The organism is Actinoallomurus sp. NPDC052308 (assembly GCF_040679195.1).
GTDB classification, from domain to species: Bacteria; Actinomycetota; Actinomycetes; order Streptosporangiales; family Streptosporangiaceae; genus Actinoallomurus; species Actinoallomurus liliacearum.
In genome coordinates this window covers 1-14,787 of the sequence record NZ_JBFAUM010000009.1, presented here as the reverse complement: position 1 = coordinate 14,787, position 14,787 = coordinate 1, and the positions used below count along the sequence as shown (strand labels likewise).

At 73.4% G+C, this 14,787-nt stretch carries 13 protein-coding genes; 7 read left to right on the top strand and 6 right to left on the bottom strand.

Features of this window, described 5'->3' with window-relative positions; all coding sequences use genetic code 11:
- Positions 1–72 precede the first annotated feature (72 nt).
- The 6 genes from AB0L00_RS22600 (at position 73) to AB0L00_RS22575 (ending at position 6,408) form a co-directional block, all read left to right on the top strand.
- A complete protein-coding gene (locus tag AB0L00_RS22600; protein WP_364437381.1) occupies positions 73–1,332 on the top strand; it encodes a hypothetical protein in 1,260 nt (419 codons plus the stop codon).
- Positions 1,325–1,876, top strand: coding sequence for a hypothetical protein (locus tag AB0L00_RS22595; RefSeq protein ID WP_364437378.1), 552 nt, complete (start codon positions 1,325–1,327; stop codon positions 1,874–1,876). The genes AB0L00_RS22600 and AB0L00_RS22595 overlap by 8 nt, the downstream gene beginning before the upstream one ends.
- A complete protein-coding gene (locus AB0L00_RS22590) occupies positions 1,869–2,510 on the top strand; it encodes a hypothetical protein (protein WP_364437375.1) in 642 nt (213 codons plus the stop codon). Before AB0L00_RS22595 ends, AB0L00_RS22590 begins: the two co-directional genes overlap by 8 nt.
- Positions 2,507–5,575, top strand: a complete 3,069-nt coding sequence (locus AB0L00_RS22585) for a hypothetical protein (protein ID WP_364437372.1) — start codon at positions 2,507–2,509, stop codon at positions 5,573–5,575. Before AB0L00_RS22590 ends, AB0L00_RS22585 begins: the two co-directional genes overlap by 4 nt.
- Positions 5,576–5,589: 14 nt before the next feature.
- On the top strand, positions 5,590–6,057 hold the full coding sequence (locus AB0L00_RS22580) for a GNAT family N-acetyltransferase (RefSeq protein WP_364437369.1): 468 nt from the start codon (positions 5,590–5,592) through the stop codon (positions 6,055–6,057).
- A 96-nt stretch (positions 6,058–6,153) separates the two neighbouring features.
- Entirely contained in the window at positions 6,154–6,408 is a 255-nt protein-coding gene (locus AB0L00_RS22575) for a hypothetical protein (RefSeq protein WP_364437366.1), read from the top strand.
- Between the two features lie 38 nt (positions 6,409–6,446).
- Here the strand turns inward: AB0L00_RS22575 and AB0L00_RS22570 are convergent, their stop codons facing one another.
- The 5 genes from AB0L00_RS22570 to AB0L00_RS22550 form a co-directional block, all read right to left on the bottom strand.
- On the bottom strand, positions 6,447–7,910 hold the full coding sequence (locus AB0L00_RS22570) for an AMP-binding protein (RefSeq protein ID WP_364437363.1): 1,464 nt from the start codon (positions 7,908–7,910) through the stop codon (positions 6,447–6,449).
- A 122-nt stretch (positions 7,911–8,032) separates the two neighbouring features.
- Positions 8,033–8,839, bottom strand: a complete 807-nt coding sequence (locus AB0L00_RS22565) for a TetR/AcrR family transcriptional regulator (protein ID WP_364437360.1) — start codon at positions 8,837–8,839, stop codon at positions 8,033–8,035.
- 103 nt (positions 8,840–8,942) lie between these two features.
- On the bottom strand, positions 8,943–9,209 hold the full coding sequence (locus AB0L00_RS22560; RefSeq protein ID WP_364390844.1) for a hypothetical protein: 267 nt from the start codon (positions 9,207–9,209) through the stop codon (positions 8,943–8,945).
- Between the two features lie 82 nt (positions 9,210–9,291).
- Positions 9,292–11,181, bottom strand: coding sequence for a Na+/H+ antiporter NhaA (gene nhaA / locus AB0L00_RS22555; RefSeq protein ID WP_364437357.1), 1,890 nt, complete (start codon positions 11,179–11,181; stop codon positions 9,292–9,294).
- 211 nt (positions 11,182–11,392) lie between these two features.
- A complete protein-coding gene (locus AB0L00_RS22550; RefSeq protein ID WP_364437354.1) occupies positions 11,393–11,581 on the bottom strand; it encodes a hypothetical protein in 189 nt (62 codons plus the stop codon).
- A 227-nt stretch (positions 11,582–11,808) separates the two neighbouring features.
- Here AB0L00_RS22550 and AB0L00_RS22545 point away from each other — a divergent pair, with 227 nt between their 5' ends.
- Complete coding sequence (locus AB0L00_RS22545; RefSeq protein ID WP_364390883.1) at positions 11,809–12,081, top strand: winged helix-turn-helix domain-containing protein; 273 nt, start codon at positions 11,809–11,811, stop codon at positions 12,079–12,081.
- A 3-nt stretch (positions 12,082–12,084) separates the two neighbouring features.
- Here AB0L00_RS22545 and AB0L00_RS22540 read toward each other — a convergent pair whose 3' ends face one another.
- Positions 12,085–14,577 (bottom strand): discoidin domain-containing protein, encoded by a 2,493-nt coding sequence (locus tag AB0L00_RS22540; RefSeq protein ID WP_364437351.1) that lies wholly within the window; start codon positions 14,575–14,577, stop codon positions 12,085–12,087.
- Positions 14,578–14,787: the final 210 nt, after the last annotated feature.

Below are 14,787 nucleotides of genomic sequence, written 5' to 3'. Positions count from 1 at the left end.
GCCGCGGCCGTCTCCGTCTGCGAGTGTCCGCCGACGGGGCTAGGGTCGTGGCTCGGACCACAGGGGGTGACGATGAGCGGGCAGATGCGCTTCGAGCACGACGATGTGATCGCCGTGCGCGAGGCGTTCCACCGGCGGCTGAAGGCGTTCGCCGCGCCGGTCGCCGGCGACCGCGCGGCGGTGACCGAGGACCTCGACCAGCTCGAGGTCGCGCGCGCGATCCACGCGGCGTTCGGCGACCACGAGGCGTACGGCGGCCTCACCCGCGCCGAGCTGGCCCAGTCCTGCGCCCACATCTGCGGCCGGGCGCAGTTCGACCGCTACTTCGAGCTGTTCCTGAAGATGGAGCTGGTCGAGCCGTTCACCCAGCGCGACTACGAATGGCGCTACGTCCTCAACCCCGCCTCCTCGGCCGCGCTCCTGGTGTTCGGCCGGCTCGAGGCCAGCGGCGGCCTGCAGGAGCTGGTCACACTGCTCGACGTCACCTACCGCGAGCTGGAGCGGGGGAGCGCGACCAGCCGGGAGGTGGCCGATGCGCTCGTGCAGGCGCGCCGGGAGTTCACGATCCGGTCCGGGCACCTGCGCCGTCTCGTCCGGCACCGCCCGCTGGAGGAGCTGATCGCCGAGCAGCGGCACCACGGCGACGCCAAGCGGCTGTTCACCCAGGCCGAGCGCATCGTCGAGCGGGTCAACCGCGACTTCGGTGAGCACCGCCGGTCCGCCGAGCGCATGGCCGAGGCCGCCCTGCAGTACGTCAACGCGGTGCAGGAGTACATGGCCCGGCTCCTCGACCAGGCCGCGCAGCGCCGCGACTTCACCCTCCTCGACGCCGAGGCGTACCTCACCGCCGCGATCACCGGCAGCCCGGAGGCCCTCGCCGCGGTCTTCGACGGCGTCGTGTTCGACCCGCCCCGGCTCAACCTGTCGCCGCACGAGATCCTCCGGACGATAGAGACGCACCAGCCGCGCCCGCGCCCGCGGCAGCGCCGGCCCCGCCGGGAGGACCCGCTGCCCGAGGGCGACCCGGTCGAGGAGGCGGCCGAGCGTCTCCGCGACTACCAGGCGGCCCGCCGGGCGGCGATCGAGGCGCACCTCGGCCCGGAGGACGCAGTCGACCTCACCGAGCGGCTGCGGGGCACGCCGTGGCGGCAGGCCGCGCGTGTCATCGCCGACGTCCTCGTCTCCGCCACCGATCCCGACCTGCCGTTCGAGCCGGTGCTGGGCGACCGGCTGCACGTCGCGCCCGACACGCCGACGACGTACGTCAGCGAGTTGGGCGTACGCGCGGTCGAGCCGGAGCCCGCCGCGACCGGAGGCGACCACGATGGCTGACCCGGCGCCCTCCGCGCTGGCGCTGGCCCGGCTGCGCGCGCTGGGCGGCACGCCGGCCGAGACGTCGGCGGCCGTGTCCACGGCGGCCCGCGCGGCCGGCCGCGAGGTCGTCCTGGCCGCCGGCTCCGGCGGTCAGGTCGCGCTGCTGACCTGGCCGGCCGACATCGACCTGGCCGAGCAGTCCGACCACGCGCTGTGGACCACGCCGCCGACCGCCCTGCAGCTGACCTTCGCCGCCTGCGTGCGGCTGTGCTGGGAGGACCCGCACCTGCACCCCCATCCGGGGCGCGCGGTGCCGCCCGAGCGCGTCTTCGCGCTGCTCGCCAGGGTCAACGCCCGCCCGGCGGCGGACGAGGCGATCCCCATCTTCGACAACGCGCCCAAACGCTCCCTGGCCTGGCTGGGGCGCACGGGCTGGGTGGACCAGGACGACACCGGTGTCCGGTTCGGCGCCCGCGTCGCGACGCTGCACGACGACGAGGTGGCCGCGCTCCGCCGCGTCTACGAGGCGATGCCGGAGCCGGAGGAGGCCGCCGATGAGTGAGGGCGTCCCGGCCCTGGAGACGCTGCCGCACGAGCTCCGGCTCGCCGTGCGGCGCGCGGTGGCGGCGGTCGAGGAGGCGGACCAGCCGGTGCCCATGGCCCTGTACCGCGGGCTGGCGCCCGACCTGCGGCCGTACGTCGAGGCGATGCTGGCCGCGGCCGGCCGGGTCCTCATCGAACAGCGCGAGGGCTTCGTGTCCGGGTACGACGACGGCGTCGCGCGGCGGCTGGCCGACGAGGGCGTCGGCGCCCTGGAGCCCATCGACGCGGCCGTCCTCGCCCTCGTCCTGCTGCACGGGTTCGTCATCCCGAAGGCTCAGGGCGAGCTGCCGCGCACCGCGCGGGCGTACCAGGCTCGTCGCGTGAGCTTCGAGACGCTGGTGAACTCGCGGATCCGCTCGCGTGAGCAGATCCGGCAGTCGCTGCAGCGGCTGCGCGACCGGGGGCTGCTGCAGCCCGGCGACAGCGCGCCGATCCGGCCGGGCCCGCAGTTCCTGCGGCTGACCCCGCAGACGTCCAACCTCATCGAGGAGAACCTCATCCTGCTGGCGGACCCGGACGGCGCGCTCGCCGACGCCATCCGCCGCCGGCGGGCCCAGGCCCGTACGCATGCCATCGAAGGGGAGAAACGGTGACGAGCGCCATCGACATCGAGGCGGCGGGTCTCGGCGGCGTGGTCGGGCGGCGCGACCTGATCGCGCTGCAGACCGTGGAGATCGGCACGCTGACGTCGCATCCGATCCCGATCATCCCGGGGCAGTTCATCACCATCGCCGGGCGCGGCCCGGTGGACAGCAACGGCTCGGGCAAGACCACGTTCCTGTCCGCCATCACCCTGATCCTCGCCGACCCGCAGTGGCGGCTGCACGAGAGCGGGAAGTACGCCGCGCGGCTGCTGTTCCGCCCCGAACCGGTCGGCCTGTCCGCCAAGGAGCACGCGCCCGCGACGGTCGGCTACATCGTCGGGGTGTTCGGCGAGCGCGACGCCGACGAGCGGTCGGCGCTGTCGGTGTGGATCCGCCTGCAGTCCGGCGGCAGCCCGTACGCCGAGGTGCGCTGGAGCGACGGCCTGGTCCTCGCCCGCGGCGCGGACGACGCCGAGCGCCTGGAGACCGCGCACCGCACGTGGGCCTCGCTGCGCAACCGGGTGCCCGTGACGCGGATCGGCGACGTGCTGTACGGCTCGTCGCCGCGCTGCATGTCCTACCTGCACACCGACGGCACCCGCCCGGAGGCGCCGTCGCTGGTGTCGGAGGAGCTGTCCCACCTCAAGCCCGAGGAGATCGGCGACTCCCTCATCGCGCTGGCCGGGCTGACCGACCTGGTCGACAAGGAGAGCGACGCGCGCGCCAAGCGGGTCGAGATCGAGTCCCGGTACGCCGAGGAGCGCAGCCGCGACGAGCAGCGCCGCCTTGACGAGGAGAGCGACCTGGCGGCCGTCGCCGACCGCGACCGCGCGCGGGAGCACGTCGCCCGCGTCACCGCGCTGCGGCGGCTGCACGCCGCCCGGCGCTACCTCGACGTCCACGCCGACGACGCCGCCATGGCCGCGCAGCTCGACGAGCTCGGCGGACGGGCGGACGAACGCCGCGACGCGCTCCGGCTGGCGCAGGAGGAGCTGGACGAGCTCGCCGTCCCGGAGGAGCTGCAACAGCGCGTCGCCGAGCTCGACGGCGTCCACCAGTCCCTTCACGAGGACCTGAGCGCGCTGATCGGCGAGGAGGGCCGGTACGAGGGAGAGCTGGAGCGCCTCGACCGGTCCCGGCCGGCGCTCGCCCGGCTCGCCGAGCTGTGGGACGGCACCCCGGCGGAGACGCTGCGCGCGGACCTCGACGCGTCGGCCCCCGAGCTGGAAGAGGCCGGCTGGGTCCTGCGCCAGGCGGCCGCGGACGTCAAGGAGGCGCGTACGGCGCTGGAGCGGATCCAGGCCGGGCACGACCCGGACACCGCCGCGAGCCTCGCGCGGCTCGACGCGGCCGGACTGCCCGCCGCGGGCCTCCTCGACGCGGTGACGCTCGAGGACGGCGCCCGCGCCGCGTGGGAGCCGCGCCTGTGGCCGTACCGGCACGCCGTCGTGGTCGCTCCGGACGACCACGACGCCGCCGTGGCCGCGCTGCGGCCCCTCCCGGGATCCACGCTCGTCACCGCCGACGGTCCGCTCGACACCTCGCCCGACGCGGCGCTGCCCGCCGGGGTGACCAGCCGGATCCCGGTTCAGGGGTTCCTCGCGGCCGTGGAGCGGCGGGCCGACGCGGTCGCCGACCCGGCGAGCGCCCACGACCGCGACTCCGGCGTCACGGTGATCGGCGGCTTCGCCGAGCCGATCGCGGGCCGGGACGCCCGCATCCGGCAGGCCCGGTCCCGGCTCGCGGAGGCGGAGGAGCGTGCCGAGTCCGCCCGCGCGTCCCGCGCGGCCGTCGAGAGCCGCCGGGCCCACCTGGAGAACGCCCTGAAGCACGCCACGGCGGCCGCACAGCTCGCCGAGCTGGACGAGCGGCTGGCCGAGCTGAAGGACCGCCTCGCCGGCGTGCGCCACCGTCGTGCGGCCCTGAAGGGACGGGTGGACGAGGCGCGCAACGCCTGGATGGCGGCCCGGACCAAGGTGGACACGCTGGAGCAGCAGCGGCGCTTCCTCGCCCAGCGGGTGAGCCAGGCGCGCCAGCAGCTCGCCGACGCCGAACGCGACCTCGCCAAGCTCACCACCCGGCGAGCGGACCTGCCCCTGCGGTACTGGACCGACCAGTGGGGCGGCGACCAAGCCGCCGCCGAGGAGCTCCTCGGCGCGCAGGAGCCGAAGCTCCGCACGGCCGGCCCGGACGCCCTGCTGGGCCACGCCCGCGACGCGCTGGGCGAGGCGGTGCACGCCCTGTACGCCCGGACGCCGGCGCCCTCCGACGTCCAGGACCTCATCGACCGGTTCCGCGACTCGCTGTCCACCGAGTCGCTCGCCGACCGGCTGCGCCGCCTCCAGGCGCTCACCGAGGCCCTCGACGACGTGCTGACCGGAATGGCCGAGCACGACCGGCGCACCCGCGTGCAGATCGAGGACGAGCGCCGCCGGCGGCAGCTCGCGCTCGGCGAGCTCGACACCGTGCGCGAGGAGCGCGAGGAGGAGCTGCAGACGGTGCAGAAGCTGGTGCGGGAGGTCGTCAAGGGCCGCCTCGAAGCGGTCAGCGCGACCTACGACCGGCTCGACCGCGCCCGCGGTGGCTTCGGCGCGCGGCTCATCATCCAGGCCCGCGAGCCCGCCAAGCCCGAACAGCCCCGCCGGTGGGCCGTCACTCCGGCCTGGATCCGCGACCTGGGCGGGGAGGCCATCCCGTACAAGGAGACCGGGAACAGCGCGCAGAAGAAGATCCAGGCGATCCAGCTCGTGCTCGCGGCCCTGCTCAGCGACGAGAACGCCGAGGGCCGCGTCCTCGTCCTCGACGAGCTCGGCAACAGCCTCGGCGACCAGAACCGCTCCGACATCCTCGCCGCGCTGCAGCGCGCCGCCAACTCCCAGCGCGTCACGGTGTTCGGCACCTGCCAGGACGCCGTCTTCCCGCACGCGGCGAGCTACACGGGCGAGATCCTGTGGTTCAGCAGGCACGCCGTCACGTCGCCGTTCAACGACCCGACCCGCGTCTGGGGCTTCGACGACAATGGCGAACGCGTCGAGCTCACCCACGACTGGATCACCCGCGGCACCCCCGGCTGATCCAGGAGGATCCCATGGACGGCACCACCGTGATCCGGCTCGCGGAGCCGGAGGACGCCGAGTCGATCGCCGGCGTGCACATGGCCTCGCGGACGGCGACCATGCCCTACCTGCCTCCGCCGAGGCGCAGCCATGACCAGGTGGCCCGATGGATCCGGGACGTCGTCCTGAGAGAGTGCCGAACGTTCGTCGCGGTCCGGGCCGGGGAGATCGTCGGTTACGCAGCCCTCAAGCGAGACCTGCTCCAGGACCTCTACCTCCGTCCGGACGCACTGCGTCAGGGCATCGGCACGCGCCTCCTCGAGGAGGTCAAGCGGAACAGTCCCGGTGGCGTGTCGCTCCACGTCTTCCAGCAGAACGCCGGAGCCCGCGCCTTCTACGAACACCACGGGTTCACCATCGTCGCGACCAGCGACGGCAGCGCCAACATGGAGGGACTGCCCGACCTCACGCTGAACTGGTCGCCGACCCGCGCGCGGTGAGCCGGGTGCGGGGCCGCACTGATCCCTGGCGGACGCTGCACCCTAGGAGCAGCATCCGCCAGGGATCATGGAACGACTGCCCGAAGGAGACGACGGATGGAGCTCGGTGGCCGCCTGCCCTCGGTGAAGGGACTGCCGGACGGCGTTCGGGCGCATCTCGTACCGCGAGACAAGACCAAGGTGGACGCGGCGGCGCGGGTCGAACCGGCGCTGGGCACGGATCTCCTCGCCGTACTCGAACGGGTCCTCCCCGATCGGGCCGATGCCCCGTGGGTCCTTGCCACAAGGCACCCGGCGCAGGGGCCCGGTCAGGGTGACCGGCTCAGGGGGCCCGGTCAGGGGCTGGCTTAGGAGGGCCCGGCTCAGAGGCCCGGCTCAGGAGGGGCCGGTCAGGGGGTCTGGGCGGCGGCGCAGGGCTCGGCGGGGACACGGGCGGCACGGAGGGCCGCGCGCCGGATCTTTCCGGCGTCGTCGCGCAGCGGGTCGGTGACGAACTCGAAGGTGCGGGGGAGCTTGTAGGCCGCGAGGCGCTCCCGCAGGTGGGCCAGCAGCGCCGTCTCGTCGACGCCCGGGTCGGCCTGGACGATGGCGTGCGGCACCGATCCGAGGTCGTCGTCGGGCAGCCCGATGACGGCGGCCGTGCGCACGTCCGGATGCTCCTCCAGGGCGCCCTCCACCTCGGCCGGGTACACGTTCGACCCGCCGACGAGGATCATGTCGGTATCGCGGTCGGTGAGGTAGAGGTAGCCGTCGGCGTCGATGTAGCCGAGGTCACCCAGGCACTCCCAGCGGCCGTCGGACCGGGCCGTGGCGCCGATGTAGGTGTAGGTCGGTCCGGCGTCCGGGCGCATCCACACCTGGCCGACCTGGCCCGGGCCGAGGGGCCGGCCGAGCTGGTCGCGGACCTCGATGTCGCCGGTCAGCGGGCGGCCGACCGAGCCGCGGTGGGCGAGCCATTCAGTGCCGTTGATGCGGGTGACGGCCTGGGCCTCGGTCCCGGCGTACAGCTCCCAGATCCGTTCCGGGCCGAGCCAGTCGATCCACGCCTGCTTGAGCCACGGCGCGATCGGCGCGCCGAGGTGGAACAGCACGCGCAGTGCCGACAGGTCCGCGGCGGCCCGGTCGGCCTCCGGGAGTCGCCAGATCCGGTGCATCATGGTCGGCACGGCGTACATCCAGTCGGCGCGGTGCAGTTCGGCCAGCCGCAGCGCCTCCGCCGCGTCGAAGCGCTCCATCAGGACCACGTGCTTGCCGAACAGCAGCGCCGCGGTCAGCGACATGAACGGCCCGTTGTGCGTCAGCGGTGCCGTGACCAGCGCCGCCCCGCCCTCCGACATCTGCGCCGCGAGGCCGAACAGGCCCGCGCGCTCGGCGACGCCGGCCTCCACGGTGGCGATCAGCTTCGGGCGTCCGGTGCTGCCACCGGAGGTGAGGATCTTCCATGGTTGCGGGACGATGCCCGGGGGAGCGGACTCCGGCTGGCCCGCGCCGGCCGACGGCGGAAGGGTTCCGGGACCGCTCGCGGCGATCACGATCTTGGGCCGGGCCAGTTCGAGGACCGGCTCGCGCTCGGCCTCCGGCATCCGGTCGGAGATCGGGACGGGCGTGCCGCCGGCCTTCCAGGCGGCCACCAGCGCGACGACGCAGTCGACGCCGTTCGGCAGGACGATCGCGACCCGGTCGCCGACGCGGACGCCGTGGTCGCGCAGTTCCCACGCGAGACGGTTCGCGCGTTCGTCCAGTTCCCGCCGGGACAGGGTGACCGGGCCGCAGGTCAGCGCCGGCGTCTCGGGATCCGCCGCCGCGAGGCGCGTCAACGCGACGCCGAGCGGGGTTCCGGTGACTGCGGACATGGGGCTTCTCTTCCTCTGCGGTTCGTGGCGGTGCCCGTACGGCGGGTGAACGATCTTGGACCCTACGTTAGTGGAAGCGTGAAGTTACTTCACGTAACATACGGTCCCCTCGTGCCGCCGTGTCAAGCGTTTCGGGCATCCGCACCGGGAGCATCGGATGGTCTGCCGGTCATCCAGTCGGCGTCCCCGAAACCGCGCCACAGGAGGTCGGTCAGCTGGGCGACGAGCTCCTCCCGGCTGACGTGGCGCCGGTCGAGCCACAGGTCGGCACTGCTGCGCACGAGCCCGACCATCGCGTGGCCCCAGGTCAGCAGCAGCGCCCGCCGCTCGGGGCTCCTGTCCTGGTTCACCGACGCCATGAAGTCCGCCAGGTCGTCCCCGATCATGCGCAGGAAGGCGTCGAGCGCGTCGCCGAGGGCCGGCGCGCCCTCCGCACTGCCCCGGGTCAGGAACCGGTACGTCTGGGGCGCCTCGTCGATCCGGCGCAGGATCACCTCGATGGCGGCGTAGGTGCGTTCCCGCGGGTCCGCGTGGGCGGCCAGCGTCGCGTGCCACTCCGTCAGCAGCGCGACGGCGAACCGTTCGCCGACCGCGTGGGCCAGGCCGTTCTTGTCGCCGAAGTGGCGGTAGACGATCGGTTTTGAAACACCGGCCTCGGCGGCGACGGCGTCCATCGAGACCTGCGGGCCGTCCCGGGCGATGACCCGCTCCGCCGCTGCGAGCAACTGATCGCGTCGCTGGGCCCAGGGCAGGCGCTTGGTGGCGGGTGGGCCGTCGCCGGCGGTCGCCGGTTCCACCGCGTCACCCCCTTCCGGTACGGGCCCCAGCGTACGCGGGCGGCCGTACTCCGGCGCGCGGGCGAGCACGAGAGCGGCGCCCGCCGACGCGAGCGCCGCGGCGGTCGCGCCGACATGGAGGACGTCCGCCACGGAGGACGTCCGGCACGGAGCGGCTCCGGCGAGACCCGCGGCCGATCGCCGCCGTGACCGGGCGGCCGGAGCCCTGCCCCGGCCGCCCGGTCACGGCCTGCGGTCAGGACCGGACGCCGGGCTCCCAGACCGCGGCCAGCTGCCACGCGCCGTGGTCGCGGCGCAGCTCGTACGTTGCCGGCGTCCGGCTCCCGGCCGCGCGGGCCCGGACCTGCCACAGCTGGGTGTCGACGTCATCGCGGGGGCGCTGGAGCCCGAGCATCTTGACGAAGGTGATCACTTCGTAGCCGCAACCGTCCCAGATGAAGCGGGCGGGGCGATCGGCGAGGACCTCTACCTGGACCGGTTCGTCGTACACACGCCGTCTCATGCCCTCATTCTATTCGAACTGGTGTTCGAATAGCGAGCTCTACGCGCGTCCGGGTACGGCCGACATGTCGGTCCCGTCCGGTTCAGGCGTTGATCATCGCCCGGGCCTTCGCCGCCCGCACCGCCGCGGTGAGCGTCTCGATGTCGTACGCGCCGTGGTGGCGGCGGCCGTTGATGAAGAAGGTGGGCGTGCCGGAGACGCCGCTGAGGTCGGCCGACTCCACGTCCTCGGCGACCCGGGCGGTGCCGGCCTGCTCGCGCAGGTCCCGGCGGAAACGGGGCACGTCCAGCCCCAGCTCCTCGGCGTAGCGGATGAGGTCACCGATCCGCAGGTCGCCCTGGTGGTCCATCAGGGTGTCGTGCATCTCCCAGAACGCGCCCTGCGCGGCCGCGGCCTCACTCGCCTCGGCGGCGAACTGCGCGTTGGGATGCACGTCGTGCAGCGGGAGATGCCGCCAGACGTAGCGCACGTCGCCGTACCCGGCGAGCAGCTGGCGGACGACCGGCTCGGCCTGGCCGCAGAACGGGCACTCGAAGTCGCCGTACTCGACCACCGTCACCAGCGCGTCCTTCACGGGGCCGCGGATGTGGTCGCGGTCGGGGTCGACCGGGACCGCGAGGTCGACGATGCCCTCGGCCGTGCCCATCAGGGCCCGCAGCCGGAGCCGCGTCGGCAGCATGCCGGTCACGCGGAACAGTACCCACGTCAGGATCGACGCGACCAGCGCGGAGGCGAGAATGCCGAGTTTCGCCTCCTCCAGACTGGTGCCGCTGAAGGCGAGCGTCGCGATCAGCAGGGAGACCGTGAAGCCGATGCCCGCGATGGTCCCGCCGCCGAGCACCGAGGCCCAGCCGACGGGCGGCCGGACCCGGCCGCGGGTCAGCCGGGTGAGCAGCCAGGTGGAGCCGGTGATGCCCACCGGCTTGCCGATCACATAGGCGATCAGGATGCCGAGGGTGATGGGGGAGGTGAACGCGCGGGACAGCAGGCCGCCGCTGATCGTGATGCCCGCGTTGGCCAGGGCGAACAACGGGACGATCAGATAACTCGTCCACGGGTGGAAGATCAGCTGCAGACGCTCGTTCGGAGAGATGGCCGAGGCCAGCCCGGTGCTCGCGGTCCGCGCCAGCTCCGCTGTGGGCTGCTCGCGGAACGACCGGAACAGGTCGCTCGCGCGCTCCAGGTCCGTCCGGGCGGCCGGCGACGCGTACGTGATCAGCCCCATCGCCAGGCCCACGACGACGGGCTCGACCCCGGACTTGAGCATCGCCACCCACGCCACCGCCCCCAGCAGCAGGTAGACGAGTCCGCGTCGCACGCCCGTCGCGCGGACGGCGAGGATCACGGCGAAGATCACGATCGCCGCCAGGAGCGCGGAGAACTTGACGGCCTCGCTGTAGAACACGCCGATGACCGCCAGGGCGACGAGGTCGTCGACGACCGTGACCGTGAGCAGGAAGGCGTGCATTCGCGCGGGCAGTTTCGCCGCGGCCAGGCTGAGCATCCCGAGCGCGAACGCCGTGTCGGTCGACATCGCGACACCCCAGCCATGCGCCGCCGGGCCGCCGCCGTTCGCCGCCAGGTAGACGGCGATCGGGACGATCATGCCGCCGACCCCCGCGACCAGCGGCAGCACCAGCCGCCGGCGGTCGCGCAACTCGCCCATGTCGAACTCCCGGCGCGCCTCGAGTCCGACGACGAAGAAGAAGAACGTCATCAGGCCGCTGTTCACCCAGGTCCGCAGGTCCAGCGACAGTCCCGAGCCGCCGACGTGGACGGACAGCGCCGCGTGCCAGAGGCGTTCGTACGACGACGGGTCGACGTTCGCCCAGAGCAGCGCGACGAGCGTGGCGGCCAGCAGCACCATCGCGCTGCCGGTCTCGGTCCGCAGGAACTCCCGCAGCGGGGTCTTGAGGTTCCACGCCCACGTGGTCCGGCCGGAGAACGGGGCCGCCTCCCGTGATTCGGTCATACACGAATTCTCACGCAGGTGAGGAGGGGGTTGAGCACGGCGTTCCGCCGTCCTCACTGCCGCGGCGGCTGCGACGGATCCCGCCGGCGGCCATGACGCCGCCCCGCCCAGGCCCGGTGCCGCGAGATGGATCTTCGCCTCGCGGGCTTCCAGGCTCCGGCAGACACCTGCCACAGGCGGCCGGGGGCCCCGGCCGGGACGCCGAGCGGCGTCAGCGGTCGCGGGGCAGGTCGTCGATGATCCGGCGGGCCGCGTCGGGGTGGCGCCGGATCAGCTCGGTGAGCTGCTCGAGCTCGGACCAGTGCGCGACGCCGACGACCGGGACGCCGGCCAGGGTGGCGTAGAAGTCGTCCAGCGCCGCCTGGATCCGGCGGGCCCGGTCGGTGTCGTCATCGCTCATCGGTCCCCGTCTCTCATCCCCCTGGGCGGTGGCGCGACCATGAGCTCCCCGCGCGCCACCGCCCTCCGGACGCTCGATCCACGGCCCGCGAACCCACCGAAGAAAGCGGCCCGTAGGAGAGCGCCCGTCCTCTCCGAGAGTAACGTAGCAGCTACCTAGCGCGGTGTATAGCGGTATGCCGCTACCTGCGCATTTGCGGTGCTGGGGGCTGCTCTAGCGTGATCGACGTGAGCGATGAGAAGCCGGTTTTCGACGGATCTGACCCGGAATACCGCTACAAGCTGGTCTCCGACCACATCGCGGGGCGTATCAAGCGAGGTGAGCTGCGGCCTGCCACCCGGCTCCCCGGCGAGCGTGACCTGGCGGCGGAGTACGGCGTGGCGCTCGGCACCGCCCGGCGCGCCATCCGCGACCTGCGGGAGCGTCAGCTGGTCATCACCCTTCCGGCGAAGGGCACCTACATCCGCAAGCCGAAGGAGGAGGGCGACGGCGCCGGCTGAGGGCTACCCGGTCCGGACCGCGACCTGGATCTCGGCGGCGGACGCGTATCCGCCACCGGCCGCCAGCGCTGTGAGCCGGACGTACCGCGCCGGCCCGCCCGGCAGGTCGATCTCCTTGCGCGTCGTGTCCAACGGCCATGAGCCGCTCGCGACCGGGGTGAAGGTGACGCCGTCGAGGCTCGTGGCGAGCTCGTACCGAGTGATGACGCCGTTGCCGTTGCCGTCCTCGCGCGGCTGGTAGGTCACCTTCGCCAGCGGACGCGGCCGGCCGGTGTCCACCGTGATCGACTGCGGCAGCGACGAACGCGGGGACCACTCGCTGTGCCACATCGACTGCGCGCTGCCGTCCACGGCATCGCGCGGCTCGTACCCGTGATGGAAGCTCGTGCCGGTCGCGCTGAGCTCCTGCGCGGGCAGGTAGCGCACGTTCCCCGGCCGCCGGACCGGCGTGACCGCCAGGTCGTCGAACTCCGCGTGCCGCCAGGGGGAGACGGCGAGACCGACCTGCCCCGAGGCGTGCACCTGACTGTCCACCTCGGCGATCGGCCCGCCGTCGAGCAGGGCGGTGATGTGGTCGCCGGCGAACCGGAGGCCGAGCCGGTGCCGGCCCTCGACGGGGGCGCCGACGCGGCCGGCCGCGAGGGTCCGGCGTTCCACCGGACGCGCCCTCGGCGCCGACACTCCGGCGCAGGACGGATCGCTGGGCGCACACAGGGCCGAGTCCTGCCCCTGCAGGTTCTCGTCGTACAACTGCCACCGCCCGTCGCTCGACAGCCGCAGGTGGACCCCGGAGACGGCGTCGCCCCACTGACCGTCGACGCGTCCGAGGAGTTCGGTCCAGCCGTCCTCGTCGAGTCGTACGTCGACCTGTGCGGTGTAGTCCCGCCAGGACTTCAGGTCCCCGATGACCGTCACCGGCCGCTTCAGCCAGCCGTTCCACCAGACGGGCTGAGCGCCGATCGCCTGCCGCAGGCACCGGCCCGGCCGCCCCGTGCACGGCGCCACCTCGAACGCCCCGTCCAGGTCGGACAGGTACCGCGGCGTCGCCCCGACCGCGTACGAGTCGAAGTCGTCGCGATAGGGCAGCCGCAGGGGCCGGGGCGGTGGGGAGACCGCGTGGCCTTTACCCTGGCCCCTCGTCGTCGTCAGGGTGTAGACCCGGCCCGGTTCGAGGGTCAGCGTCTCTCCGGGCCGTACGCTCCCCGCAGGGGTGAACCAGCGCCGCGAATCGGACGACGACAGGTCCGACGTCCAGACGCGCAGCGGCCCCGCCGGCAGTCCGCCCCCGACGTCGATCACGACGTCCTGTGGCGCGGTCGCGTCGATCGTCTCCAGGACGGCGCTGTAGTCACGGGAGTCGGGCGAGCGCAGCGCGACGTGGCTGCCGCCGCCCTCCAGATGACCCGACGCGGAGTCGACGTAGCGCCACCCCGGCCGGGTGAACTGCGTCGTGTGCGCGACCGCCCAGACGCTGGCCCCGGCGACGTACGCTCCGGACCACGGTTCGTTCGCGCCCATCAGCCCGGCCGCCTGGAAGGGCATCGTGTCGTACCAGGAGGCGATCAGCGACCAGTTGATCGTCGAGGTCATCGCGCCGTCGATGTACGGCCGGTTCAGGGCGCGGGCGAGCGGCGCGGCGCCGGAGTCGTACGGCAGCGACCCCTGCTCGCTGGCCTGCAGCGGCTTGCCGAGGTCCCGGGCCGCCTGCGGACTGGGGCAGCGCAGGTAGTCGCTGAGGTACCCGCAGACGTAGTGCTGGCCGACGACGTCCACGGCGGACCGGAATCCCGCGTCCCGGGTGAGCGGTTCGATCACGTCCCAGTTGAAGCTGTCGTCCGCGACCACCTTGACGTCGCCGTACCCGTGCTCGGTCAGCGCGGCGTGCAGCCGCTGGTACCAGGCCGTGTCGAACCACGCCTCGTTCCACCCGCCGAGATAGTCGACGCGCAGGCCGTGCCGGCGGGCGCAGCCGAGCCAGGACAGCAGGTAGTCGATGTCGCGGTCCGTCCAGACGGTGGGCCGCGCCTCCCCGCTGCCGGTCCAGGCGGGCGCGCCCCACTGCAGGGCGGACAGCCGGATGCCCGGGTTGCGGGCCTTGGCCTGCTCCATGAGCCACCACTCGTAGCCGCGGTCGCAGTTCAGGTCGGAGGGGTCGCGCATGTGACTCGGCTCGGCCCCGTCGGTCGAGTTGGTGTCCCCGCCGATCTCGACCTTCAGGATCTGCAGGGCCGCTCCGTATCCCGGCTTGAACAGGTAGTCGAGGATCTGACGGCGCTGGGGCTCGGGGTAGTCGATGAGCAGCCGTGAGGAGGCTCCGGCGCTGAGCGCGCCGATGCCGTCGAACGTGCGCCCGCCCGACGCCGCGTCGATGAGGATCCGCTGTGCCGTCGCCGTGGGGCCCGTCCGCGCCGCACCGGCGGGCGGGCCCGCCCACCCGGCGGCGGCGACCAGGAAGGCTCCGACAAGGACGGAGATCCACCAGCGGTGCGCACGCATGTCGTCTCCTCATGGACGTCGCTCCCGCACCACGGATTCACGGACCGACCGCCCGGTCAACGGTTCTGACCGCTACCGGCAACACCGCCTGTCCGCGGTCCTGACCGGATAGCGGCGGGAGCGGATCCCCGAGACGTGGAATGGCCGGTGGCCGGACCCGTACCCAGTCGGTGACCACCGAACCGGCCGGGGTCAGCCGGGAACCGCTGG